Annotated in this window: 19 protein-coding genes; 12 read left to right on the forward strand and 7 right to left on the reverse strand. The window is 35.0% G+C overall.

Going from position 1 to position 26479, the window contains the following annotated elements; all coding sequences use genetic code 11:
* The first annotated feature begins 92 nt into the window (after positions 1-92).
* From B3C18_RS18640 to B3C18_RS18650, 3 genes are all read left to right on the forward strand, one after another.
* Complete coding sequence (locus tag B3C18_RS18640; protein ID WP_291150063.1) at positions 93-998, forward strand: ribonuclease Z; 906 nt, start codon at positions 93-95, stop codon at positions 996-998.
* 184 nt (positions 999-1182) lie between these two features.
* Entirely contained in the window at positions 1183-1827 is a 645-nt protein-coding gene (gene pdxH, locus B3C18_RS18645; protein ID WP_291150066.1) for a pyridoxamine 5'-phosphate oxidase, read from the forward strand.
* A gap of 173 nt (positions 1828-2000) precedes the next feature.
* Entirely contained in the window at positions 2001-2501 is a 501-nt protein-coding gene (locus B3C18_RS18650; RefSeq protein WP_291150069.1) for a CAP domain-containing protein, read from the forward strand.
* Positions 2502-2629: 128 nt separating this feature from the next.
* Here B3C18_RS18650 and B3C18_RS18655 read toward each other — a convergent pair whose 3' ends face one another.
* The 4 genes from B3C18_RS18655 to B3C18_RS18670 all read right to left on the reverse strand — a co-directional run bounded on the left by B3C18_RS18655 (position 2630) and on the right by B3C18_RS18670 (position 16933).
* Positions 2630-4564: an OmpA family protein gene (locus B3C18_RS18655; protein WP_291150072.1), complete on the reverse strand. Its 1935-nt coding sequence runs from the start codon at positions 4562-4564 to the stop codon at positions 2630-2632.
* Positions 4565-4575: 11 nt separating this feature from the next.
* A complete protein-coding gene (locus B3C18_RS18660; RefSeq protein ID WP_291150074.1) occupies positions 4576-5493 on the reverse strand; it encodes a PorP/SprF family type IX secretion system membrane protein in 918 nt (305 codons plus the stop codon).
* Positions 5494-5647: 154 nt separating this feature from the next.
* Positions 5648-16333, reverse strand: coding sequence for a gliding motility-associated C-terminal domain-containing protein (locus B3C18_RS18665; RefSeq protein WP_291150076.1), 10686 nt, complete (start codon positions 16331-16333; stop codon positions 5648-5650).
* Between the two features lie 48 nt (positions 16334-16381).
* Positions 16382-16933 carry an Fn3-like domain-containing protein gene (locus B3C18_RS18670; protein WP_291150079.1) on the reverse strand — a complete coding sequence of 184 codons (552 nt, stop codon included), beginning with the start codon at positions 16931-16933 and terminating at the stop codon, positions 16382-16384.
* Positions 16934-17430: 497 nt separating this feature from the next.
* Between B3C18_RS18670 and B3C18_RS18675 the strand changes: the two genes are divergently transcribed.
* The 5 genes from B3C18_RS18675 (at position 17431) to B3C18_RS18695 (ending at position 22361) form a co-directional block, all read left to right on the forward strand.
* Entirely contained in the window at positions 17431-17916 is a 486-nt protein-coding gene (locus tag B3C18_RS18675; protein WP_291150082.1) for a SixA phosphatase family protein, read from the forward strand.
* A gap of 5 nt (positions 17917-17921) precedes the next feature.
* Positions 17922-20000: a polyphosphate kinase 1 gene (gene ppk1 / locus B3C18_RS18680; protein WP_291150085.1), complete on the forward strand. Its 2079-nt coding sequence runs from the start codon at positions 17922-17924 to the stop codon at positions 19998-20000.
* A gap of 36 nt (positions 20001-20036) precedes the next feature.
* Entirely contained in the window at positions 20037-20927 is an 891-nt protein-coding gene (locus tag B3C18_RS18685) for a Ppx/GppA phosphatase family protein (protein WP_291150088.1), read from the forward strand.
* 129 nt (positions 20928-21056) lie between these two features.
* On the forward strand, positions 21057-21623 hold the full coding sequence (locus tag B3C18_RS18690) for a Crp/Fnr family transcriptional regulator (protein ID WP_291150089.1): 567 nt from the start codon (positions 21057-21059) through the stop codon (positions 21621-21623).
* A gap of 159 nt (positions 21624-21782) precedes the next feature.
* Complete coding sequence (locus B3C18_RS18695) at positions 21783-22361, forward strand: NAD(P)H-dependent oxidoreductase (protein ID WP_291150095.1); 579 nt, start codon at positions 21783-21785, stop codon at positions 22359-22361.
* 98 nt (positions 22362-22459) lie between these two features.
* Here the strand turns inward: B3C18_RS18695 and B3C18_RS18700 are convergent, their stop codons facing one another.
* A complete protein-coding gene (locus B3C18_RS18700; RefSeq protein WP_053470653.1) occupies positions 22460-22909 on the reverse strand; it encodes a hypothetical protein in 450 nt (149 codons plus the stop codon).
* Here B3C18_RS18700 and B3C18_RS18705 point away from each other — a divergent pair.
* Positions 22893-23042, forward strand: a complete 150-nt coding sequence (locus B3C18_RS18705; RefSeq protein WP_291150099.1) for a hypothetical protein — start codon at positions 22893-22895, stop codon at positions 23040-23042. The two genes, B3C18_RS18700 and B3C18_RS18705, sit on opposite strands and share 17 nt — an antisense overlap.
* A 103-nt stretch (positions 23043-23145) precedes the next feature.
* Here the strand turns inward: B3C18_RS18705 and dnaX are convergent, their stop codons facing one another.
* Together dnaX and B3C18_RS18715 are read right to left on the reverse strand one after the other, a co-directional pair.
* Positions 23146-24231, reverse strand: a complete 1086-nt coding sequence (gene dnaX, locus B3C18_RS18710) for a DNA polymerase III subunit gamma/tau (RefSeq protein ID WP_291150102.1) — start codon at positions 24229-24231, stop codon at positions 23146-23148.
* 61 nt (positions 24232-24292) lie between these two features.
* A complete protein-coding gene (locus B3C18_RS18715) occupies positions 24293-24949 on the reverse strand; it encodes a hypothetical protein (RefSeq protein WP_291150103.1) in 657 nt (218 codons plus the stop codon).
* A 154-nt stretch (positions 24950-25103) separates the two neighbouring features.
* On the opposite strand from B3C18_RS18715, the gene B3C18_RS18720 reads away from it, so the two are divergent.
* The 3 genes from B3C18_RS18720 to B3C18_RS18730 are packed head-to-tail and all read left to right on the forward strand — an operon-like array spanning position 25104 to position 26467.
* Entirely contained in the window at positions 25104-25628 is a 525-nt protein-coding gene (locus B3C18_RS18720; protein ID WP_291150105.1) for a hypothetical protein, read from the forward strand.
* 43 nt (positions 25629-25671) lie between these two features.
* Positions 25672-25953, forward strand: a complete 282-nt coding sequence (locus B3C18_RS18725; RefSeq protein ID WP_291150107.1) for a hypothetical protein — start codon at positions 25672-25674, stop codon at positions 25951-25953.
* A gap of 31 nt (positions 25954-25984) precedes the next feature.
* Positions 25985-26467: a hypothetical protein gene (locus B3C18_RS18730; protein WP_291150109.1), complete on the forward strand. Its 483-nt coding sequence runs from the start codon at positions 25985-25987 to the stop codon at positions 26465-26467.
* Positions 26468-26479: the final 12 nt, after the last annotated feature.

The following is a 26479-nucleotide window of genomic DNA, read 5'->3' on the forward strand; positions in this document are numbered from 1 at the left end:
ATTTCTGATTTTAGATTTTAGATTTTTTTTAATGCTAAATCTAAAATGTTTTTATCTATGTAGAATCTAAAATCAACAATCTAAAATCTAAAATGAAATTAACTATACTTGGCTGTTATGCCGCAACTCCCAGAACACTTACTAATCCGACTTCACAGGTTTTAGAAATTAAAAATCGTTTGTTTTTAATTGATTGTGGAGAAGGAACTCAGGTTCAGCTTCGAAAGAATAAGATTAAATTTTCAAAAATTAATCACATCTTTATTTCGCATCTTCATGGAGATCATCTTTATGGATTAATTGGAACTATTTCGACTTTTTCTCTTTTGGGAAGAACGACCGATTTGCATATTTATGGACCAAAAGGAATTAAGGAACTTATTCTGCTTCAATTAAAATTGACAGAATCCTGGACGACATATAATTTGTTTTTCCACGAATTAGAGTCGAAGGAAAGTGAGGTTATTTTTGAAGATAATCGTGTCATTGTAAAAACGATTCCGTTGAAACATCGTGTTTATACGAATGGCTATTTATTTCAGGAAAAACCGGGAGAACGAAAGTTAAATGTCGAAGCGGCTCAGCATTATAATATTCATACAGCTTATTATCAAAAAATAAAAAACGGAGGGAACGTTACGCTTGACGACGGAACTGTAATTGAGAACGAAAAATTATCTTTTGACCCAATTCCGGCAATGAGTTATGCTTTTTGTTCGGATACGGTTTATAATGAAGATGTGATTCCGATTATAGAAAATGCCGATGTTTTGTACCACGAATCTACTTTTTTAGAGTCTGAAGCTCCTTTGGCACAAAAAACACTGCATTCAACAGCAAAAGAAGCGGCCAGAATCGCTTTAAAAGCAAATGTGAAGCATTTGGTTTTAGGTCATTATTCAACTCGTTACGACGGAATTGAACGTTTTAAAGAAGAAGCCGAAGAAATTTTCCCAAATGTTATTTTGGGAGATGATGGGTTAAGCTTTGAATTTTAATATAAGGTTCTAAGTGACTGAGGTACTAAGATTCTAAGTTTAGTAACGTGACAACGCATGTCACCCTGAGCGCAGTCGAAGGGCTTTTGTAGCACGAGGGGCTTCGACTTCGCTCAGCCTGACAAACTGAAACCTGAAACAAAAAAATCTAAAATCTAAAATCAACAATCTAAAATAATAAATCATGAGTGATTTAAGCAATTATAGAAAATCTTACGAAAAGAGTGAATTATTAGAAACTAATATTCCCGAAGATCCAATTAACCTTTTTAACCGCTGGTTTCATGAAGTGGAAGATTTTGGCGGAAACGGTGAAGTAAACGCTATGACTGTTTCAACAATTGGCTTGGATGGATTTCCAAAATCTCGTGTGGTTTTATTAAAGAAATTTTCTGAAGAAGGATTTATATTTTACACGAATTATGAATCTGAAAAGGGAAAAGCTATTACGGCAAACCCAAACGTTTGTTTGTCGTTTTTTTGGCAGGAAATGGAACGTCAGGTTATTATAAAAGGAATTGCGCAGAAAACTTCTGAAATTATTTCTGATAACTATTTTGATTCCCGACCAGACGGAAGTAAGCTTGGAGCGATTGTTTCGCATCAAAGTGAAGTTATTCCGTCGAGAACTTTTTTAGAAGAGAATTTAAAGAAACTGGAAGCTGAATTTGAAGGAAAACCAATTCCAAGACCTGAAAATTGGGGTGGATTTATTGTAACGCCGCTGCAAGTAGAATTTTGGCAGGGAAGACCTAACAGATTACATGACAGAATTCGATATACAAGCCAGTCTGATTTTTCATGGAAGATTGACCGTTTATCGTCATAATTGTAAGATTTTTATATTATTTTAAAAAATTTTAATGTATTTCGTCGATTATTTTTGTAGTTTACCGACAAATTGAATACGTTTGGACAATAAAACAGAGAAAAATTGTCACATAATAATTTTTAAAGAATTTGCCCCAACATTTACTTTAAAGCATTAAACTACTACAGATTATGAAAAAGATTATGTGCGCCATGGTGTTCATTGTGATATCTATCACAATGAACTCATGCTCTGCCGATGGCGCCGAAGGGAATGAAAGTAGTACTTCAACAGAACAAGTAATTACTGACTACAACTATAATGCATCTGAATTGGAAACAATGCAGTTAATAAACGATTACAGAGTAAGTATCGGCTTAAATGCATTAGAAAAAATCAATCACATTTCTTATAAGTGCGAAGAGCACAACAAATACATGATCGACAATAATGTTGTTAATCATAATGATTTTGTGTCTCGTTCTAACAATATTATGAGCGTTCTTGGTGCCAAAAAAGTAGGCGAGAATGTTGCTTATAACTACAAAACATCTGCAGCAGCAGTAAAATCATGGCTGGAAAGCCAAGGTCATAGAGAAAATATAGAAGGAAATTATACGCATTTTGGTATTTCAATTACTACAGATGCTTCTGGAAAAAAATATTACACAAATATATTTGCTAAAATTTAAATGTGAACATTTGAACACTGGTTGGTTAGTTTTCGTTGCATTCTTGAGTTGCAGCGTTGTTTTTTTAAAAAAGCTGTCTATGAATAATAGACAGCTTTTTAATTATAGATTGGTTTGGTTTTTACAATTTATAATCCGGTAATGATAAACTCGCTTCGTCTGTTCATTTGATGTTCTTCTTCTGTACATTGTACGCCATCCGAGCATAAATTTACCAGCTGTGTTTCTCCATAACCTCTTCCGGTTAAGCGATTTGTGGCTACTCCGTTGTTTATAAGCCATTCAATGGTTGATTTTGCTCTTCGGTTAGATAAGGCTTCATTGTATTGATGAGAAGCTCTGCTGTCTGTATGAGAACGAATATCTAATTTCATTGTTGGATTCTGTTTTAAAACATCCAGGATTTTTTCTAAGTCTAAAGCAGCTTCGGTTCGAATATTAGATTTATCTAAATCAAAATAAATTCTTTTAATACCAAAGCATTTTCCTAAATCATCGCCCACAACAACTTTGCAGATTGATTTTTCTAAAGCGATAGGAAGATCGGTTTTTCCACTTTCTTTAGAAATTGTTACGCTGACTTCTTTAGTGGCATATTCCGGTTTTTCTGCGCGTACATAATACGTTTTTCCGCATTCGACAGCAAAACTGTATAGTCCGGAAGCATCTGCAACAGCAGAGTTTTTTATTCGCTGCATGCCGTCATACAAAGTAACTTTTGTTCCGGGAAGTATAATTCCGGTTGCAGTATCTGTAATTACGCCGCTTAATTCCTGTACGCATTTTAAGCGTTTAGTTTCTAAAAACTTGTAAATATCATCAGAACCAACTCCGCCGTCTTTATTAGATGAAAAATAACCTCTTCTTGAAACGGGATCTATAATGTAGGCGAAATCATCTTTAGGAGAATTAATATCGGCACCTAAGTTTTGAATATCATCAATAGAACCATCTTTTTCAATTTGCCCCACAAAAACGTCAAGGCCGCCAAGTCCGGGATGCCCGTCTGAAGCAAAGTAAATTTCGTTTTCACTGGTTACATACGGGAACGTTTCTTTTCCTTCGGTATTAATTCCTTTTCCTAAATTTTCGGGAGAACTAAAACCGCCGCTGGCGTTAATGTTTACTTTGTAAATATCAGATTGTCCCATTGTGCCCGGCATATCTGAAGCAAAATATAATGTTTTTTCGTCTGGACTTAATGCAGGATGAGCTGTGCAGTAATTATCGCTGGTAAACGGAAGTGCCGTTACATTTGTCCATTTTCCGTTTTCGAGACTGGCTTTATAAATTTTTAATAAAGTAACTTTATTGGCATCCTTTCCTTTTTTACCATCAACAAAATTGTTTCTTGTAAAGTATACCGTATTTCCATCTTTAGTAAAAACAACTGAAGATTCATGAAATCTGGAATTTACGGTAGATCTGATTTTATTTACTTTTGATGTTGAATCATTTTGAGCACTTATGTCGGCATCGTAAATGTTAGTAAAATATTCGCCTGTCCATTTGTGTTTTCGCTGACTGAAATTTCCGGTGTCTCTTGCAGATGCGAAGTATATTTTATTATTATAAACAAAACTTCCGTAATCTGAATATTTAGAATTGATTCCGGCATTTTCGATTTTATAACGCCCTGAATTTGCTTTAATTTTATCAAGATAATTTACGTTTTCTCTGTAAAGCTTTGCTCTCGAATCATTTTTGAATTTTGCATTAAACTCCTCAAGAATTCTATTGGCTTTGGCTGTTTGGCCTGTTGCTTTTAGAGATTGTGCATATCTGTAATAATATTCAGCTTCGGGAGAAGTATTTATACCGAATAATTCATCGTACCACTTGACAGCACCTTCAAAATTAGAATTGAAGTAATAGGAATCGCCAAGTTTTCTGTATAAAACTTCAGACTTATATCCTTTTGCGGCTACTCGTTCGTAGGTTTTAATAACGTCAACATAGGCGTAGTTGTCGTATTTTTTGGCACCAGCGTTTAATTTTGACTGCTGCGAATAGCTGGAAAAAACATTTAGAGTTATTAAAATAAGAAGAGTAAAATTTTTCATAACTATTATTTTTAAAAGAAACGTGGAGTTACCATTTTGCTGGTGTTTTTAAAGAATTCGTAACGCAGATATATTTCGTGCGATCCTGAATTGTAGTTATTTAGTTTTGTAGTTTCCCGGTCGTAACCATAACCTAAATAAAGTCCGTCTGTGATTTGAAATCCAACAATGCCGCTTACAGATGCGCTCCATCTATAAGAAAGTCCTGCGACAAATTTTTCGAAAAACATAAAATTGGCAGAAACATCGACCTGCAGCGGTGCACCCTCGACCATTTTCACTAATGTGGCAGGTTTGAATTTTATGTATTGTAATTTGTCAAGATCAAATACATAACCGCCCATTAAATAATAATTGATTTTGCTTTTATAAATAGCATAATCGTTATCATCAAATTTTTTGGTTTCGATAAAATTTGGTACTGATAAACCGATATAGGCTTTATCTGAATGCCAGTAAACACCAGCACCAACATTTGGTGAAAATTTATTATCTAAATCCTGAAATTGTGGATCTCCTTGAGTTTCCGGATTTAGTTTGCTAATGTCTAAATTGAATAAATTGGCGCTTCCTTTTATACCAAATGAAAGTTTGAAATCTGGAGATGTTTGAAGTGTATACGATAAATCTGCAGAAATAGTGGTTTCATTTGTTGGCCCGATTTTATCGTTTACCAGCGAAGCACCAACTCCTAAATTACTGTTGTTTATTGGTGAATTTGCAGAGAAACTGGCTGTTTGCGGCGCTCCTTCTAAACCTACCCATTGTGTTCTGTAGAGACCAAAGATGCTCAAAACCCCTCTGGATCCTGCATAAGCCGGATTTACATTTATAGCATTGTACATGTACTGAGTATACTGTGAATCTTGTTGTGCATAACCAGAAATAGTTACAAACATAATGACGAAGAAAAATAATTTTGTTCTCATAGTAGATGTGTATTATTGATTATTACTCATTGATTTCTTAATTATCTTTCAATCAAAAAGTCAATATTTTGCTTATTCAAAAATAAGAAATTTTTTACTATTTTTAACGTAATACATTATATAAGAATGATTTACATAATGTATTACGCTGTTTTTATTTGGACAGATATAGATATCCGTCTTCCTTATTATTTTGAATTTCATTATTACCATTTAATGATTTATAAGTAAGAATGTAGAAATAAGTACCAGATGGTAGTCCGTCAGATTTATTAACAGTAGTTCTTCCTCTGGAAGTTCCATCAAATGCATTGGTCGTATTATTGTAATTTGAGGTTTCAAATACTAATATTCCCCAACGATTATAGATCTCTACTGTATTTTCAGGATAACAGGTTATATCATTAATACTGTCAATTACGAATACATCATTTATTCCGTCGCCATTTGGAGAGAAAGCATTGTGTACTAATATGTTTCCACAGGCTAAAACGTGGCAGTCATTGTTAACTTCCATATTTAGCAGTACACTTCTTGGACAATTTTCATCGGTAATTTTATATTCGAATATATAATTGCCAAGTGCTAAACCAAACGGATTGAATATATTTCCTTGTAATGCATTAGTTTCGTTTGTGTCAATCCATGTTCCGGTTATTGGTGTGCCTTCCGGAAGCAGATTAGACAAGTTTATTAAGCTGGAGTCATCATTACATGACTCGCTGGTTATGTTTACAATTCCATTAGGAACAACTGTTATGGTTACCGTTGCAGTATCGCAATTTTCTGCACTTAGTTTATCACAAATACGATATGTGTAGGTATAAGTTCCGGCTGGTGTTAAACTTGAAACGGTAACATTTCCTTGATTATCGATTGTGATATTTGGATCTGTTTTAGCATTGTTTTCATTTTCTGCAAGCAATGTAAAATTGACTAGTTCAAGTGTCGCAGGAAGTTGTCCTTTGAAATCATTACTTAATACATTTCCAACTAATCCAAAAGTGTTACAGCCAATGTTTGTATATACATCATCATTTGCAACAACCGGAGTAGGAGGTGCAGGTTCAACAATAATTACCGTTACAATGGCAGTATCACAGTTTCCAGCATCGGCATTTTCACAAATTTGATACGTTAATGTATACGTTCCTGCGAGTGAATTTGGAGCCACATCTACAGAACCATCAGGGTTTAATGTTATGGTATTTGTTGGATCTGGCGTTACTGTTGTAAGTGTAACATCGGCAGGGTTTACAGGATCATTATTTAAAGTATCGTTATTGTATACATTTACAATGTTTGTTACTCCGGCTGGTGCTGTAATTGCTGGCGGATTATCATCATTTGCGACAATTGCAAATGTTGGTCTGGCAATACAATATGGATCTGCCGGTGGATAATTAACAGTTATAGTTTCACTTGGATTAACTGATATCGTTAAATTAACTGTTGGACGTAATGATTCAAAACCATCAGCGCCTTGAACCCATTTATTGTTTTCGAAAATCCATCCAGGCCAGTCAATTCCATTTCCAGCTTCATTAACCACAGCTCCCGGCCATAAAACACGACCGCTTAGTGGTAAATTAGTCATAGTGGTTATTACCGTATTTTGTGCATTTGCCCAAGCTATTGTTACGCCATTTACCGGAATGAAATTTCCGGGTGTTACTACATAATCAATATAAGGAACATCGTTTACACAAATTGGTGTTGCGGTTACCGTCATAACCGGAGCTACAATAGTAATCGTTACTGTTGCAGTATCGCAGTTTGAAGTTTGATCTGCTTCACAAATTTGATAAACTAATGTAAGCGTGCCAACCGGAGCATTTGGTAAAACATCTACAGAACCATCTGGATTTAGTTGTAAAAATTCGTTTGGTGTTACTGTAGTAATAATTACGTCAGAAACTGTTACGGCATTACCTTCAAGCGTATCATTTACGAGTACGTTTAGAACATTTGTTGTAGTATGATTAACGCCTGCAAGAGGTCCGGCAGAATCATCATTGGCAACAATATCTCGGTATTCTTTACAGTTTATTCCAAAATCATTATCTAAATGAACTAAATCTTGCGGCGTAACATTTACAATATAACTGTTTGGGCTGGTTGTAGAGCATACTGTATGCATTTGAATTTTGCCCGTTTTAGCGGTTGCTTTTTTATTAGCTAAATTTGGAAGTACTTTTACAAGTCCAGTTGCGCCTAAGGCAGCAGCCATAGCATCCAGATTTGCATCTTTAACTAATTTAATAGTATACTGACCATACGGATTTTCTGTATTAGGTCTGTCTCTCCAATATCCCTCAATTCCTATAATTACTTCTTTGTGATAACCGTTTGGTCCGTCAATTATAACATTTGGACTTGCTGCATTTCCAAAACCTCCGGCGTTTAATTCACCTACGTTTGATGGGCCTTGATAGCTTCCGTCTCCATTAAAATCGATCCATTCCCATAAGCTGTAGTCGATTCCGCCGCCTGAATCAGGAACATTTTTAGTCACAACGCCATCATTGTTAGCATCATACCATTCGTCCTGAATTCCGTTGCTATTTACATCATACCAAACATAATCGCCTAAAACCGGTAGTGTAGAAGATCCATAATTAAATGTATGTTCCTGGAAAGTACAATCTTCAAGAACTGTGAAGAATAAACTTGAATCTGTTGGATATAATTGATAAACACTATTTAAGGTTGCATCTTGCACCTGAACTAAATAACTTCCAGCAGACATTCCTGTGAAGCTGTATCCGCCATCTGTTCCGGTTATGCGTAATAAAATTGGTCCTGTTGTAGTTCCTTGCGGAATCAAGGTCACCATTACATTTGCAATACCAGAGTTGTTGTTTACATTCATAACATAACCTGATATTTTTGTAGAATATTCAGGCTGAGTAATAACAACGGTTGCAGTTGCAGTACAAGTTTGATTTTCACCATTTACAGCAGATGTTGCTGTAAGTGTATAAGTTCCGGCAGGTAAATTAGTGTTGCCAATAACTTCATTTTGATCATTTGTAATAACAACAGTTGATCCCGGACTATTAGTCACTAAAATCGAACCATCGTTTTTTCCAAAGCAGGTAACATTAGTAGCTATGCCTGTTACAGAAACTTTATTCTCAACAGTAAAGGTTTGAACAAGTTCTGTTTTGTTTCCAGAACAATCTGTCAGCGTATATGTTCTGGTTAAGATATAAGCATTTCCATTACAGCCACTTCCTCCGTTATTAGAATCACTAATCGTAATCGTTACTGTACTGCTGCAATTATCTGCTGCATCTATAATAACCTGCGGATTTGGTGCCGGAATGTCAATAATACTTTGTAAATCTGTAACATCAGCCGGAGCAGTTCCTGTTGGCGGAGTTGTATCTCTAACCGTAATAATTTGAGTATGAGAAACGGTGTTGCCGCCACAATCACTAGTAGTCCATTTGCGTGTTAAAGTATAATCTGTGCCGCATTCGTTAAGAACATTGCTTTTAATTTCAGAAAATACAATTGGTAGATTTCCGCTGCAATTGTCAGAAGCTTCAATGTTTGCAGGTTCCGGAACAGCATCACAAGAAACAGTAATATCAGTTGGAAGATTTCCAGTAAAAGCCGGAGGAGTTGTATCTTGAATAGTTATTATTTGGATAAAACTATCAGTAACATTTCCGCAGTCATCTTTTGCGATCCAGCTATTGGTATATGTTCCAGCATTTGAACATCCTTCAGAAGAAACGAATTGTCCGCTTGTTTTTTCATAAGTAACAACTGTACAGTTTGCAGTTGCAGTTGGAGCCTGATTTTGAGCGTTTTCTAAACCAGCAGTATCACTGCATTGTAAAGTTACATTTAGAGTTCCTGCCTGCGTAACCCAAGTTGGCGCTGCAGTATCTTGAATAGTAATTACTTGAGTAAAAATAGTTGAAGTGTTGTTACAGCTGTCTTTTGCTGTCCAGGTATTCGTATAAGTTCCTGTACTTCCACAGCTTCCTCTTTGCAGTTCGCCTGTTGTTTTAGTATAAGTTACAGTTCCGTTGCAATTGTCCGTCGCAATTGGTGCCTGAGTTTGAGCATTGTTCAATCCTTCAGTATCGGTACATTGTAACGTTACATCTAAAGAACCAGTTTGCGTTGTCCAAGTTGGAGCAGTAGTATCCTGAATTGTAATGATTTGCGTGAAAGTATCAGAAGTATTTTCACAATTGTCTTTTACAGTCCATGTATTGGTATAAGTTCCTGCATTTGAACATCCTTCAGAAGCAACAAACTGACCGCTTACTTTAGTGATATTTGAAACATCTGCATCACATAAATCAGAAGCAGTTGGGAATAAAGCCTGGGCCGAAGTTAAAGCTTCAGCATTACTGCACTCTATAGTCTGGTTTAAAGAACCAGCCTGTGTTGTCCAAGTCGGCGCAGTTGTATCTTGAATTGTAATGATTTGAGTGAAAGTATTAGAAGTATTTCCACAGTCGTCTTTTACAGTCCAAGTATTGGTATAAGTCCCAGAATTTGCACATCCTTCAGAAGCCACGAATTGTCCGCTTACTTTAGTGATATTAGTTACATCTAAATCACATAAATCAGAAGCAGTTGGGAATAAAGCCTGAGCTGTTGCTAAAGCTTCCACATTACTGCATTCAATAGTCTGGTTTAAAGAACCATTTTGTGTTGTCCAAGTTGGAGCCGTTGTATCCTGAATTGTAATGATTTGAGTGAAAGTATCAGAGGTATTTCCACAGTCATCTTTTACCGTCCAAGTATTAGTATAAGTTCCAGAATTTCCGCATCCTTCAGAAGCTACAAACTGCCCGCTTACTTTAGTGATGTTAGAAACATCAGCATCGCATAAATCAGAAGCTGTAGGGAATAAAGCTTGTGCCGAAGTTAAAGCTTCCGCATTACTGCATTCGATAGTCTGATTTAAAGAACCACTTTGTGTTGTCCAAGTTGGAGCAGTTGTATCTTGAATGGTAATTACTTGAGTGAAAGTATCAGAAGTATTTCCACAATCGTCTTTTACAGTCCAAGTGTTAGTATAAGTTCCAGAATTAGCACATCCTTCAGAAGCCACAAACTGTCCGCTTACTTTAGTGATATTCGAAACATCTGCATCACATAAATCAGAAGCTGTTGGGAATAAAGCCTGAGCTGCAGTTAAAGCTTCAGCATTACTGCACTCGATAGTTTGGTTTAAAGAACCACTTTGTGTTGCCCATGTTGGCGCAGTTGTATCTTGAATTGTAATGATTTGCGTGAAAGTATCAGAGGTATTTCCACAATCATCTTTTACCGTCCAAGTATTGGTATAAGTTCCAGAATTGGAACATCCTTCAGAAGCAACGAATTGTCCGCTTACTTTAGTTATATTCGAAACATCAGCATCGCATAAATCAGAAGCAGTTGGGAATAAAGCCTGCGCCGAAGTTAAAGCTTCTTGGTTGCTGCATTCAATAGTCAGATTTAAAGAACCACTTTGCGTTGTCCAAGTTGGAGAAGTAGTATCTTGAATGGTAATTACTTGGGTGAAAGTATCAGAAGTATTTCCGCAGTCATCTTTTACAGTCCAAGTGTTAGTGTAAGTTCCAGAGTTTGCACATCCTTCAGAAGCTGTAAACTGTCCGCTTACTTTAGTGATATTTGAAACATCAGAATCACATAAATCAGAAGCTGAAGGGAATAAAGCTTGAGCTGCAGTTAAAGCTTCTTGGTTACTGCATTCAATAGTTTGATTTAGAGAACCAGCCTGTGTTGTCCAAGTTGGAGCAGTTGTGTCCTGAATTGTAATAATTTGTGTGAAAGTATCAGAGGTATTTCCACAGTCATCTTTTACAGTCCAAGTGTTGGTATAAGTTCCAGCATTTGAACATCCTTCAGAAGCTGTAAACTGCCCGCTTACTTTAGTTATATTCGAAACATCGATATCGCATAAATCAGAAGCAGTTGGGAATAATGCTTGTGCTGAAGTCAAAGCTTCCGCATTACTGCATTCGATAGTTTGGTTTAAAGAACCTGCTTGTGTTGTCCAAGTTGGCGCGGTTGTATCTTGAATTGTAATAATTTGAGTGAAAGTATCAGAAGTATTTCCACAGTCATCTTTTACCGTCCAGGTATTAGTATAAGTTCCAGCATTTGCACATCCTTCAGAAGCCACAAACTGTCCGCTTACTTTAGTGATATTCGAAACATCGGCATCACATAAATCTGAAGCAGTTGGGAATAAGGCTTGCGCCGAAGTCAAAGCTTCCGCATTACTGCATTCGATAGTTTGGTTTAAAGAACCTGCTTGCGTTGTCCATGTTGGTGCAGTTGTATCTTGTACAATAATAGTTTGACTTACAGGAAGCGAAACATTTCCACAAGAATCAGTTGCTGTCCAAGTTCTGGTTTTTGTATAAGAACCTGCACAATTTCCTGGAACAATAGCATCTTCATAAGTTAAAGAAGCAATAGTTTCAATATTGTCTGTTGCAGTCGCTTGTGCAAAAGCTGGTTCTGCAGGACAATTGATAGTTGAGGTTTCTGGTAAAGGATCAATTATTGGTTTAACCGAATCTCCATCAATGATAGTAACAGATTTTGTAACGGTACACAAATTCGCATCGGTTACAATAACAGAATAATTGCCTGCTGCTAGCGTAGTAGCGGTAGCAGAAGTTTGCGCAGGATTTGTATTCCATGAATAAGTATATGGACTTGTTCCTCCAGAAGCAAAAACTGTTGCAGATCCTGTATTTCCTCCACCGCAAACAACATCAACTTGTGTCGTTGTGGCGCTAAGAGCTTCTTGAGGCTGAGTAATTGTAACAGTGCAAGTTGTAGTATAACCCAATTTATCAGTAACCGTAACAGTATGTAATCCTGCATTTAAAGAAACTGCCTGAGTTGTCGTTTCATTATTGTCCCATAAATAAGTATAATCACCGTTTCCGCCAATTGCAGTTACAGTGGCTTGACCGTTACTTTCTCCAAAACATTTAACGGCACTATTCTGAGTAATACTGCAAGATAAAACGTTAGGCTCTGTAATTGTTATGCTGCAAGTCGTTGTACAGCCTTTTTCATCAGTTACAGTTACAGTATGTAATCCGGCATTAAGTCCAACAGCTTTTTGTGTCGTTTCATTGTTATCCCATAAGTAAGTATAATTTCCATTTCCACCAATTGGAGTTACAGTAGCTTCTCCGTTGCTTAAACCATTTGCTGTTACCGCTTTATTTTGTGTAATTGAACAAGTTAAAACTGCACCCGGTTGAGAAATTGTAACCGAATTAGATTGAGAAGAACAATTGTCAGTAACAGTCAAAGTATAAGTTCCTGCCGGAAGATTGGATACAGAAGCAGTATTTCCAACTGAAACATTTGAAGAATTTGTCCAATTGTAAATTACGGTTCCAACGGCATTAGTTACTGTTCCTGCTGTTAAACTTCCTGTGCTTTCTCCAAAGCAAGAAACATCAATTTTGGAAGAAGCAGAAAGTGCTAAAGCCGCACTAGGCTGATTAATTGTAACGGAATTAGATCGAGAAGAACAATTATCAGAAACAGTCAAAGTATAAGTTCCCGCAGGAAGATTGGATACAGAAGCTGTATTTCCAACAACAGCGTTTAAAGAATTTGTCCATGAATAAGTTACAGTTCCAACGGAATTCGTTACAACGCCCGCAGTCACCGTTCCAGTGCTTACACCAAAACAAGTTACATCCGTTTTAGAAGAAGCTGCTAAAGCTAAAGCAGCACTAGGCTGCGTAATCGTAACGGAATTAGTTTGAGAAGAACAGCTGTCAGTAACAGTCAAAGTATAAGTTCCTGCTGGAAGATTCGAAACTGTAGCTGTAGTTCCAACCGTAGTATTTGAATTATTTTTCCAGGTATAAGTCACTGTTCCCACAGAATTTGTTACTGTTCCCGCAGTCACAGTTCCGGTACTTGCACTATAACAAGTTACATCTGTTTTAGAAGAAGCAGAAAGTGCTAAAGCTGCACTAGGCTGCGTAATCGTAACGGAATTTGTTTGTGAAGAACAGCTGTCAGTAACGGTCAAAGTATAAGTTCCCGCTGGAAGATTCGAAACCGAAGCTGTAGTTCCAACAGTTACATTTGAAGCATTTTTCCAGGTATAAGTTACCGTTCCCACAGAATTAGTTACCGTTCCCGCAGTCACAGTTCCTGTACTTGCACCAAAACAAGTTACATCTGTTTTAGAAGAAGCAGAAAGTGCTAAAGCCGCACTAGGCTGAGTAATCGTAACTGAATTTGATTGAGAAGAACAATTATCAGAAACCGTCAAAGTATAAGTTCCCTCCGGAAGATTCGAAACCGAAGCTGTAGTTCCAACAGTTACATTTGAAGCATTTTTCCATGTATAAGTTACTGTTCCTACGGAATTGGTTACAACACCAGCAGTCACAGTTCCTGTACTTGCTCCAAAACAAATTACATCCGTTTTAGAAGAAGCTGCTAAAGCCAAAGCCGCACTCGGCTGTGTAATTGTAACCGAATTAGTTTGTGAAGAACAGCTGTCAGTAATCGTCAAAGTATAAGTTCCTGCTGGAAGATTCGAAACCGAAGCTGTAGTTCCAACCGTAGTATTTGAACTGTTTTTCCAAGTATAAGCCACCGTTCCCACGGAATTGGTTACAGCACCCGCTGTTACTGTTCCAGTACTTGCTCCAAAACAAATTACATCAGTTTTAGAAGAAGCTGCCAAAGCTAAAGCCGCATTAGGCTGTGTAATTGTAACAGAATTTGTTTGTGAAGAACAGCTGTCAGAAACCGTCAAAGTATAAGTTCCCGCCGGAAGATTCGAAACCAAAGCTGTAGTTCCAACAGTAACATTTGAAGCATTTTTCCAAGTATAAGTAACCGTTCCCACGGAATTGGTTACAACGCCCGCAGTCACAGTTCCAGTACTTGCTCCAAAACAAATTACATCAGTTTTAGAAGAAGCTGCCAAAGCTAAAGCCGCATTAGGCTGTGTAATTGTAACAGAATTTGTTTGTGAAGAACAGCTGTCAGAAACCGTCAAAGTATAAATTCCAGCCGGAAGATTCGAAACCGAAGCCGTACTTCCAACAGCTACATTTGAAGCGTTTTTCCAAGTATAAGTTACTGTACCAACGGAATTACTTACCGTTCCCGCAGTTACCGTTCCGGTACTTGCACCAAAACAAATTACATCCGTTTTAGAAGAAGCTGCTAAAGCTAAAGCTGCACTAGGCTGCGTGATCGTAACAGAGTTAGTTTGAGAAGAACAGCTGTCAGTAACAGTTAAAGTGTAAGTTCCCGCCGGAAGATTCGAAACCGAAGCTGTAGTTCCAACAGTAACATTTGAAGCATTTTTCCAAGTATAAGTAACCGTTCCCACAGAATTGGTTACAACACCTGCTGTTACTGTTCCAGTACTTTTTCCAAAACAAGAAACATCAGTTTTAGAAGAAGCAGCAAGAACCAACGCCGCACTAGGCTGTGTAATTTCAACAGTTAAAATTCCTGTAGCACATCCATTACTATCTGTAGCTGTTACTCTGTAAGTTCCAAAACTTAAATTCGTTAAATCTTTTGTAGTGGCAAAATCGACATTGTTTTTTGTCCATTTATAAGTGTATGGAGCTTGTCCGCCAGTAGGAGTGTTTAAAGTAATAGCCCCGTTATTTACTCCAAAACAGGTTACATTTGTTTGCGATGCCAATGTTATAATTGGACAAGGCACATTAGTAGTAGGCGAGGTTATATTTTGAAATGTGGTGACACAAGCAGCATTTTGAAAATCTAGTCTTGATGTACTTACTAATTGATTTCCGCAAGTATTAGGTTTTGGAGTCAATCGGTATTTTAAAGTGATAGTTTCAACATTCAAAAAGTCAATGTTCCAGTTGATTTGCTGTCCCACAATTGTTACCGTTCCTTTTGATGGAGTTACCGTTCCAATTATAAAATTACTGTCAACAGTCTCTTTTTCAAAAGCTGTTGAAGGTATTTGTTTTGCAACCCAGGATAATTGAGTAAAAATCTGACCATAAATTCCAGTTAAGTCAGCTGCATTTTCTGTAAAAAAAGAACCTCCAGACTGAATCTGATTTAAAGTATATTGTGCATTAGTTTGTTCAGTGCCGGAAATAGCACCAAATAATCCAACAGAAAAAATTTGATTGTTATAACTCGTACCAGAAACCGTTACCGTTTTTGCAGCCGTCGCAGCTGTTATAGCACTTTGAATACAAGTTCCCTGCTGACCATCAGAACAGCTTGCACCATTCGTTCCTGTTGCGTTAGCAACCCCATCAGTTAATAAAACAATACTTCTGGCAGTAGCACAGTCATAAGTAGCGCCGTCCAAAACTGTTTTTGCTTTTACAAGACCATCCTGAATATTGGTACTTCCATTTGCAGAAAGCCCATTTATAACAGATATTAAATCTGCCTGTCCAGAAGCGAGGGTTAAATTTCTTCGTATTGACGCTGTAGTACTGTAAGTTACTATAGCTACTCTGTTTTTGTTGGTTGTATTATTTGCAGGTAAAAACATTTTGTTGATAAAATCAATAGCAGCATCTTGCGCCCGGGATAATGGCTTAGGATTGTTTCCATCTCCCATACTTCCTGATACGTCAATTACTAAAACAACTTCTAAAGGTCTTGCCACAGGATTTGATCCCTGAATTTTTAGTTCTACATCTAATGCACCACAGACTCCGGGAGCTACAGTAACAATTTTTGTTGGTGTAATGGTTTGTGCAAAGCCTATTGTAGAAAAAAGTAAAAACAACAACAGATAAAATGCTTTGTTAATCTTTTTTGTAAACTTGAAAGAGTGTAAAGTTTTTTTCATTTTATGCAAGTTTAAATTGAAAAACGGCTAAATATTTTTTCAGAATATTTAATTTTCAGAAGGATTGTTTACAATCGTATGTACCACAGTGTTAACTGTGTAGTTAGAGCAGTTTGTAGACACAGCGTTTATTTGCGTGCAATTCCATTTATTGAATGACGTACCTTGCGGAACTGTCAGATGAATTGAAAAAGTTGCAGTTTGATTGGCTGGAACTGTAATAGAAGTTATCAGAGATGAATTGTTATCCAAAAAAGCACTATTTAGATTAACATTATCAGATGTACGGGTACCATCGTTATTGGAGCAGGTTGAATTTACATTAATGGCATTCAAATTATAAACATCTGTCGAATTGCCTTCATTCGTTAAAACAAGAGTAAAATAAGCACCACCTTCGCCAGCATTACTATAGTTTCTGTTTTTCTCAACTTCTAAAGTCGTTTTGCATGCACCCGACTGTGCAAATGAGATGGTAGAGATCAGGAAGAGTGTTAATGAAAAAATGTTTTTTTGAAAGATATTTTTAGAGAGTAAAAAAATATACTTACAATTGCTCACAAATTTTACGGCCTTTTTAAGAGTAGTTTTACTTTTCATAACTTAAAGAATTTAGTTTGTGATATTCTTGAAATTTTAACATAATCAAAATTATATTAGAGTTTTTCTAATTGATTTTTTTTATCTGTAACTAACCTAAAAACTCGTTTAACTACTCTTTTTTTATCAAAAATTGCCTCAAAAAAAGTTTTTTTTAACTGGTTCGGTAAAATTTTATTACTGATTTTTCTTTCTTTTTTGTCAAAAATTATGTTACTTGATCGATACTAAATGGTTAATAATCAATTATTTGGTTAATTTATTGTCAATATCAAAATCTCGTCTAAATGCAGTTTTACTAGACGAAGAACATTTTTTTAGAAATAGAAAAATCAAAAAAAACGGATTGTTAACGTTTTGAGGATTATTTATTCTTGTTAAAATTTCCATTTAATGTTAACAGAAATAAAAAAAAGGGGAGTATTAAAATATCTTTTGTAAATTAGAACTTAAATAAAATCGCAGTCCTTTTTTGCGGTTTTTTAAACCTCCTGTTTATGAAAAATTTAATTTTAATACGTCATGCTAAATCAAGCTGGGAAGCCCCTTTAAAAGATTTCGACAGACCTTTAATGAAGAGAGGGATTTTAGATGCTCACGAAGTTTCGACAAATATTTCAAAATATCTTCCTAAGACTTATATTATATGGAGCAGTACGGCTGCACGTGCTTCAGAAACCGCTTTGATTTTTGCACAAAACATTTCATACCCCATAGAAAGCATCATTTATAAAGACGATCTATATACTTTTGATGAAAGACAACTCGAAAAAGTTATCAAATCGTGTGATAATAGTTTAGAAAGCGTTATTCTTTTTGGACATAACGAGGCTATTACAAATTTTGTTAATAAATTTGGGGATGTTTTTATCGATAATGTCCCAACTTCAGGCTTTGTTTCATTGCAATTTGATTCAGAAAGCTGGGATTCAATCAATAAAGGCAAAACCAATAAAACATTATTCCCCAAAGACCTAAAATAAATCAAGTGTACGAACAGAAATATATCGATAGAGAAAAAAGCTGGTTAGCGTTTAATGCAAGAGTACTTCAGGAAGCCGCAGATAATACGGTTCCGCTTTTAGACAGACTGCGTTTTGTTGGAATTTTTTCAAACAATTTAGATGAATTTTTTAGAGTTCGATACGCGGCAATTCGAAGATTAAGCCTTTCCGGAATTTCCGGCGAAAAATATTTAGGCGGAGTTTCTGCTCATCAATTAATTAAAGATATTACAGAAATTGTAATTCAGCAGCAATCAGAAAGTTTACGTATTCTTGGAAATATCGAAGCTGAGCTTGAAGCAGAAAATATATTTATAATAAACGAAGATCAGATTACAGCAAAACAAGAATGTTTTCTAAAGGACTTCTTCATGCAAAAATTAAGTCCGGAGTTAGTCACCATTATCTTAAATGACCTTGCTGTATTTCCGGTTTTAAAAGATACATTGGGATATTTAGCCGTTCGTCTTGAATTAAAAAATGATGAGGTTCGTTACGCTTTAATAGAAATTCCTAAAACCATAAACAGGTTTGTCGTACTTCCTTCAGAAGATGACAAACAATACGTGATTTTAATTGATGATGTTATTCGTTACAAACTAAAAAACATCTTTAATATATTCGATTACAAAAGTGTTTCGGCACACATGATCAAAATTACGCGTGACGCACAGTTAGATATAGACAGCGATTTGAGTAAAAGTATGCTCGAAAAAATTGCTACATCTGTAAAAGACCGTCGTATAGGAGAACCTGTTCGTTTTATTTACGACAGTTTAATTGAAGATGATACGCTGCGATTCTTTTTAGATAAAATGAAAATCGTAGAAACCGATAGTATAATTCCCGGAGGAAGATATCACAACCGACGCGATTATATGGATTTTCCAAATTTAGGGCGTTACGATTTACTTTATAAACCAAATGAACCTTTACCGGTTCCGGGTTTGAGTCTTGACGGAAGTATTCTGGAAAAAATCAATAAAAAAGATTATCTGATACATACTCCATATCAGTCATTTTCGTATTTGACAAAATTTTTGAGAGAAGCAGCCCTAGATCCAAAAGTAACAAGTATAAAAATTACGTTGTATCGTTTAGCAAAGAACTCACAAATTATCAGTTCATTGATTAATGCCGCAAAAAATGGTAAAAAAGTAGTCGTTCAAATTGAACTTCAGGCACGTTTTGACGAAGCTTCGAATATTTCCTATGCAGAGCAAATGCAGACCGAAGGAATTGAACTTATTTTTGGAATAAAAGGACTAAAAGTGCACAGTAAAATATGTGTAATCGAAAGAACCGAAGACGGAAAAAATCGTCGTTACGGATTTATTTCAACAGGAAACTTTAACGAGTCGACTGCTAAAATTTATACCGATGTAACACTTTTTACCTGCCATCAGGGAATTTTAAAAGATGTTTCGAAAATATTCGAATTCTTCGATATCAATTATAGAATTCACAGATACAAGCATTTAATAGTTTCGCCGCATTATACAAGAACAAAATTTATAAAACTGATAGACCGTGAAATTCTTCATGCATTAGCCGGAAGAAAAACATTTATCAAATTAAAAATGAATAGTTTATCTGATTTTAAAATGATAGATAAGCTATACGAAGCAAGTAATGCCGGAGTTAAAATTCAGTTGAATGTAAGAGGAATTTGCTGCCTGATTCCGGGAATACCTGGAATGAGCGAAAACATTGAAGCCATAAGCATTGTCGATAATTATCTGGAACATACAAGAGTATACATTTTTGGAAATGCAGGTCTAAACGAAGTATACATTTCGTCAGCCGATTTCATGACCAGAAACCTTGACGGAAGAGTAGAAGTAACCTGCCCGGTTTACGATCACGAAATCAAAAAAGAACTAATCGACAATTTCAATATTGCCTGGAAAGGAAACGTAAAAGTAAGATACCATTCCTATAAATTAGATAATAAATATAAGCCTAGAAATCATCATGCCCCATTTAGAGCACAATTTGAAACCTATAAATATTATCAAGATAAAATTGCGGTACTAGAAGAGGTTCCTCAAAAAGTAGACTAAATAATTAAATTCAATTACAAAAATCATAGAGTGAGCATGATTAATATAAGGAAATTTGCAGCAATAGATATCGGTTCAAATGCCATGAGGCTTCTGATTTCGAATGTTGTAGAACAAGATGGAAAAGAACCGCAGTTTAATAAAAGTTCACTTGTTCGTGTGCCAATTCGTTTGGGACAAGACGCCTTTACCGTAGGAGAAATTTCAGAAGAAAATATAGATCGAATGGTCGATGCCATGAAAGCATTCAACCTTTTGATGAAAGTACATAAAGTAGAACGTTATATGGCATTTGCAACCTCTGCAATGCGCGAAGCTTATAACGCAAAAGAAGTTGTGGCTTTAATCAAGAAAAAAGCCGACATTAAAATTGAAATTATTGATGGTAAAAAAGAAGCAGCAATTATTGCTTCTACAGATTTGCATCATTTATTAAAAAGAGACGAAACCTATCTTTTTGTTGATGTTGGAGGCGGAAGTACAGAATTTACTTTGTTCTCTGACGGAAAAATGATTACTTCAAGATCATTCAAAGCCGGAACGGTTCGTTTGCTGAATAATATGGTTCACGAGGTAGTTTGGGATGAAATCGAAAAATGGATTAAAGCCAATACTGCAGATTACGATGAAGTTACATTGATTGGTTCTGGAGGAAACATCAATAAACTGTTTAAAATGTCTGGAAAACAGCAGGAAAAACCGCTTTCATACATTTACATCAATTCACAATATGCCTTTTTAAATTCATTGACTTACGAACAAAGAATTGCCGAATTAGGTTTAAACTCAGACCGTGCCGACGTTATTATCCACGCAACCCGCATTTATTTAAATGCGATGAAATGGAGTGGAGCGCGCCAGATTTATGTTCCAAAAATCGGACTTTCTGATGGAATTGTAAAAGCGATGTATTACGGTAAAATTTAATTTTTTTAGCCACGACTCGAGCGATAGCGAACAGGCGAAGCAATTACACGAATTTACACTAATTTCGTTATTCAAAAGTGTAAAAATAATTCGTGGAAATTCGTGTAATTTGTGGCAAAACCTTCATAAATGAAATCAATTTTTCAGTCCATACAGGATTTCTCTGAGGGAGAATTATCCCTTTTAGATGATTTAATAACTTTTCGTACACTGAAAAAAGGGGAACTTTTATTGACTGAAGATCAAGTTTGCAACGAAATTGTATTTATAAAGAAAGGAATTTTACGTTCCTTTTTTTTGAACCATAAAGGCGACGAAATCACGAATTGTTTCGCTTTCGAAAATGAATTCATGGCCTCATTTGCCAGTTTTATAACAGAAGAAAAAGCAGAAGAAAACATTCAGGCCTTAACTGAAACTGAACTTCAGATTTTAGATCGTAAAGGTTTAGAAAAACTCTATCAATCAGGCTCTAACTGGCAGGAAACAGGAAGAAAATTAACAGAATTAGAATTTGTAAACCTGCATAAAAGAATGGTTTCTTTTCAGAAATTATCCGGAGCCCAACGTTATGAAGAATTGTATAAGAATCATCAAAAATACATTCAGTTAATTCCGCTACAATATCTAGCATCTTATTTAGGCGTAACACCAAGGCATTTAAGCCGAATCAGAAAATCAGTTTTGAGTTTTTAATTTGAAGATGTAAAAGAAAAAATCTAATATTTTTAATTAGTTTTTCAGATTTAAAAAAAATCATTAAAATCCTTTTAATCTGTGGCAAAAAATAAATTTTTCTAGACATTTGTCCAGTAAAATAAATAACCCGAATAGTATTTTTGAAAAAAAATTGATATGAAAAAAATACTGATTATAAACGGACATCCAAATCCCGACAGCTTTAATTTTGCTATTGCCGATGAATATAAAGAAGGAGCACTTGCTTCTGGCGCAATTGTAGAAACTATTACAATTGCTCATTTAAACTTTAGCCCAAATCTAAAATTCGGTTACCAAAAACGAACCGAATTAGAACCGGATTTATTAGAATCGTGGGAGAAAATCAAAAGAGCCGATCATTTGGTTTGGGTACATCCCGTTTGGTGGGGCGGACTTCCGGCAATTACAAAAGGATTTATAGACAGGTTATTTTTACCCGGAATGGCTTTTCAATACAGAGAAAATTCAGTTTGGTGGGATAAATTACTAAAAGGAAAAACAGCACATATTATAACTACTTTAGATCAGCCAAGCTGGTATTACAGATTATTTTTTGGAAGACCGAGTGTAAATCAATTAAAGAAATCAACGTTAGAATTCTGCGGTGTAAAACCCGTAAAAGTAAGCTACGTTGGAATTATAAAAGGATCTCACGATCTCCAAAGAGCAAAATGGCTCGATAAAATCTACGATTTCGGTTTGAAAAATAAATAGTATTTAGCCACGAATTTCACGAATTTCCACGAATTATTTTTTAGAATTTCAGCATAAAGAAATTAGTGAAAATTTGTGAAATTTGTGGCTAAAAAAAACTAAGAAGGTAATTCCAATCCAAATGTAGAACGTAAAAGTTCAATGTTTGGATTGATTTCATGTAAACGATTGTATCTGTCCTGATCGTTTAAATTTCTTTTAGTTTCAACTTTTTCATTTACAATTACTTCAATAGTAATATCATGATTGTGCAGATGACCTCTTAAATGCCCTAAAAGTGCATTCATCTGACTTTCGAATTCCAGTTTAGAACCTTCGTTAGGAAGTTCATAAGTAATGTTAGTTCCGTTTAAAACAGGATCATTGATTAATAAGATCGACTCCATGATCTTCAAACCTTTCTGGCCTAAACGTTCGGCATATTTATTCCATTGCACTAACATTTCTGTTTCTGTAAACTCTTCAGTAGGCAAAACAGATGAAGATGATGGTTTAACGTAAGATTTACTGCTTAATTCTAATTCTTTCTTCTTGCGAATACTCGCCAAAGAAAATGCAGAAACTTTTGGTTCACCGCCTATTTCTACTCTTGGAGTAGGAGTTTCAACTTTTGGAGTTTCAGCAACAGGAGTTTCACTCGCAGTATTTACAGCAGGTTTATCATTGTCATTGCTATTTTGATTGATATTGACATTGGAATTTCCTTCCGTATTTGGAATTTGGGATTTTAAATTTGGAACTTCAACAATTGAAAAACTACCGTTTTTAAAATAAGTAGGCGGAATTATGAATTGCTCAACTTTTTTTTTTCTCCATCAAAGTTGATAGAGGCCAATTGCATCAAACATAATTCGACTAAAAGACGCTGATTCTGACTCAGTTTGTATTTTAAATCGCAGTCGTTTGCAAGGTCAATTCCTTTCAATAAAAATTCCTGAGAACATTTTTGAGACTGAACGCCATACATTTGCTGTGCCTGTTCTCCAACTTCTAATAAAGCAATTGTAGCAGGAGTTTTGCTTACTAACAAATCCCTAAAATGAGACGCTAATCCGGCAATAAAATGATGTCCGTCAAAACCTTTTGAAAGAATGTCGTTGTAGGCAATTAAAAGATCCGGGATTTTATTTTCTAAGATCAAATCTGTAACAGAAATATAAGTTTCGTAATCTAAAACATTTAGATTTTCGGTTACAGCCTGACGCGTTAAGTTAGTTCCGCAATACGAAACCACACGGTCAAAAATAGATAAAGCATCACGCATCGCACCATCAGCCTTTTGAGCAATAATGTGCAAAGCGTCATCTTCAAAATTGATTCCCTGACTTGTTGCAACTTCTGCTAAATGTTCTTTAGCATCTTTTACGGTAATTCTTTTGAAATCAAATATCTGACAACGAGATAAAATCGTTGGAATGATTTTGTGTTTTTCTGTTGTTGCTAAAATAAAAATAGCGTGTTTTGGCGGTTCTTCTAATGTTTTAAGAAAAGCATTAAAAGCAGCCGAAGACAACATATGAACCTCGTCAATAATATATACTTTATATTGTCCGGTTTGCGGCGGGATTCGAACCTGATCAATAAGGTTACGAATATCATCAACCGAGTTGTTTGAAGCAGCATCTAACTCAAAAACGTTAAAAGCAAAATCTTCAGTTGGATCATCATATCCGGGTTGATTTATTTTACGAGCCAGAATACGTGCACAGGTAGTTTTTCCAACTCCACGCGGTCCGGTGAATAAAAGAGCAGAAGCAAGGTGATTGCTGTCAATAGCATTCAACAACGTGTTGGTAATGGCTTTCTGCCCCACAACATCCTTAAAGGTCTGCGGGCGATATTTACGAGCCGATACTACAAATTGTTCCATATTCTTTTTTATTCGATAGCAAATATATGACTTTTGTTTCGTTGTTTAAAGTCGATTTTGCTTATTTGCCGAAATTCTTTTTCTTTATAAAAATAAAGATTAAACTCAGAAATAATACGATGTTGACAATCAAAGAAATGATGATATATCTGCTGTATGTTTCAAGTTTTGCCTCGGTCTTTTCTTTTACTGAAATTTCATTTTGAGATTTTTTATAAGCTCTTAATTTCTCTATTTGATAAATCCAATCTTGTAAATTTCGATTTTCAAATTTCAGGTCCCAAACATAAAAAGACAATGTTTTTATTTGATCATCTGTCTTTTGAGAGATTTTGATTTCGGGTGGGGAAGGCATAGAGTCACTTCCATAGGGTTGAAATCCTGTACTTGGAGAACAACCACTCACTTCTATAGTTTTATCGTCATTAAAATTGGCATAAACAATCCAAAGTTGTTTTAAAGATGGAACATCAGAACAATTACCCGAATACTTTTGTGTAATGAACTGAGAATTGTATTTTCCTTTAAAGAGTTCTATGATTCTAAAAGTATAAATTCTGTTTATTGAATCTACTTTTATAACTTCTCCATGAAATACAATTTCATACTTTAATCCTGTTTCTACTATATTTTTACGGTCAATTGGTTTACAATCGCAAGAAAAAGAATAGTTGTAAATAAAAAATAATGCAGATAAAAATATATATTTTAATTTCATAGGCTAAATTTTTAATACAATGATAATCATTATTCAGAATCAAAAAAAACATTATTTTAGCCACAACCAAAAACACATTTAAATAAACTAACCACTTTCTGAAATGGAAAAAATACCCTCTAAAATTCTTTCTTTACAACCTGTAACTTTCATAATGTTATTTATTATTTTGCCCTTTGTTTCGTTAATAGTTACAGGAATAATAACTTTTATAGGCTTTTTTGCCAATTTTGAATTTATCTTTCCATTAGTTTTAATTTCTGTAACTATAGTAGGGATTGTATATTTTATCTGGGTTTGGAGTATTGTATATCATATCGAAGAAAAAGAAGTTTCAGAGAAAAAGTATTTTAATATTTCGTTTTGGATATTATTTTCTTACGGTTTAATTAGGTTCATATTAGGTTTAGAAATGGACATCACAAAAAATCCAATTTTATTAGAAAACTCAACTTGGGCTATTCTTGAAGCTCTTGGGAGTTTATATACATTGATTGTATTTGCCAGCTACATTTACGTAAGCTATTTTGTTGCTAAAAAAATCACTTTATTGCAAAATGACACTCGCATTCCAGAATTTTTTTATTTTGCGGCAGCTTGGTGCTTTCCTATCGGGATTCCTTTTTTGCAAGCCAAGTTGCTAAAGAAAAAGACCATTTTTGATTTGATTTCTAAATAATAATAAGGAAAGAAATATATTAAAATCATTTCAGATCATAATAATGAAAAAACATACTCAACATTTTGAAAATATGCAGATGATGTGCCGCTATTTTGAGTCAAACTCAAAATTAAATAAATTCTATTTACCAGAATTCACAATATCTAAGAAGATAAATGATATAATTGAAAATGAAGAAAACAGTTTTGACGGCATAATGAAAATATTAGAATTATTAGCTGAAATTGACAATTTAGAACATCCAAATGATGTACACTGGTTCGATTATAAATTACATGTCTTGAGCGTATTAAGACAAAACGGATTTAGTGAAAATGAATAAGTAAATCAAAAAAAAACTTAAACAAATCTATATGAAACAATACACTCTGGAATTTAATACTCTAAACTTAAAAGTAAAAAAATCGCCTTTTATAATTCGGCTAATTATGTTTCTTTTGGCTTTTTTGTTTTTTGTCGTTCCCGTATTAGGAGTTATTTTAAGTATTGCAACCGGAAATGGATTACATATAGGTTATTTCATAGCAATTGGTGTATTTGGACTTATAGGATTTTATCTTTTGCGAGTTTCATTGTGGAATACATACGGAGAAGAAATTATAGACTTTTTACCCAATAAAATTATTTATGAAGCCAATTACGGCTGGTTTAAAGATGCTAAAAAAGAAATGGAATTAATCCTTCCTCAATATTCGTTTAAGTCCGTTGGTTATGAAGAAGATAATGAAGCCGTTTTAGTTATAACTTGTGAAAATTCTGAAATAGAAACCGCTGTAAAAATGCCAATAGCTCAAGTTGAAGAATTGATTATGGCTTTGCAGCCGTCATATAATTAAAGGCTAGAAGAA

The sequence above is a fragment of the Flavobacterium sp. UBA7680 genome, assembly GCF_002482975.1.
GTDB lineage: Bacteria > Bacteroidota > Bacteroidia > Flavobacteriales > Flavobacteriaceae > Flavobacterium.

Coding starts and splice junctions, on each gene's coding strand:
- B3C18_RS18720 (WP_291150105.1), top strand. CDS start 25,104: ATGTTATTTATTATTTTGCCCTTTGTTTCGTTAATAGTTACAGGAATA.
- B3C18_RS18660 (WP_291150074.1), bottom strand. CDS start 5,493: ATGAGAACAAAATTATTTTTCTTCGTCATTATGTTTGTAACTATTTCT.
- B3C18_RS18690 (WP_291150089.1), top strand. CDS start 21,057: ATGAAATCAATTTTTCAGTCCATACAGGATTTCTCTGAGGGAGAATTA.
- B3C18_RS18725 (WP_291150107.1), top strand. CDS start 25,672: ATGAAAAAACATACTCAACATTTTGAAAATATGCAGATGATGTGCCGC.
- B3C18_RS18685 (WP_291150088.1), top strand. CDS start 20,037: ATGATTAATATAAGGAAATTTGCAGCAATAGATATCGGTTCAAATGCC.
- B3C18_RS18670 (WP_291150079.1), bottom strand. CDS start 16,933: ATGAAAAGTAAAACTACTCTTAAAAAGGCCGTAAAATTTGTGAGCAAT.
- dnaX (WP_291150102.1), bottom strand. CDS start 24,231: ATGGAACAATTTGTAGTATCGGCTCGTAAATATCGCCCGCAGACCTTT.
- B3C18_RS18650 (WP_291150069.1), top strand. CDS start 2,001: ATGAAAAAGATTATGTGCGCCATGGTGTTCATTGTGATATCTATCACA.
- B3C18_RS18695 (WP_291150095.1), top strand. CDS start 21,783: ATGAAAAAAATACTGATTATAAACGGACATCCAAATCCCGACAGCTTT.
- B3C18_RS18640 (WP_291150063.1), top strand. CDS start 93: ATGAAATTAACTATACTTGGCTGTTATGCCGCAACTCCCAGAACACTT.
- B3C18_RS18730 (WP_291150109.1), top strand. CDS start 25,985: ATGAAACAATACACTCTGGAATTTAATACTCTAAACTTAAAAGTAAAA.
- B3C18_RS18655 (WP_291150072.1), bottom strand. CDS start 4,564: ATGAAAAATTTTACTCTTCTTATTTTAATAACTCTAAATGTTTTTTCC.
- B3C18_RS18665 (WP_291150076.1), bottom strand. CDS start 16,333: ATGAAAAAAACTTTACACTCTTTCAAGTTTACAAAAAAGATTAACAAA.
- pdxH (WP_291150066.1), top strand. CDS start 1,183: ATGAGTGATTTAAGCAATTATAGAAAATCTTACGAAAAGAGTGAATTA.
- B3C18_RS18715 (WP_291150103.1), bottom strand. CDS start 24,949: ATGAAATTAAAATATATATTTTTATCTGCATTATTTTTTATTTACAAC.
- B3C18_RS18675 (WP_291150082.1), top strand. CDS start 17,431: ATGAAAAATTTAATTTTAATACGTCATGCTAAATCAAGCTGGGAAGCC.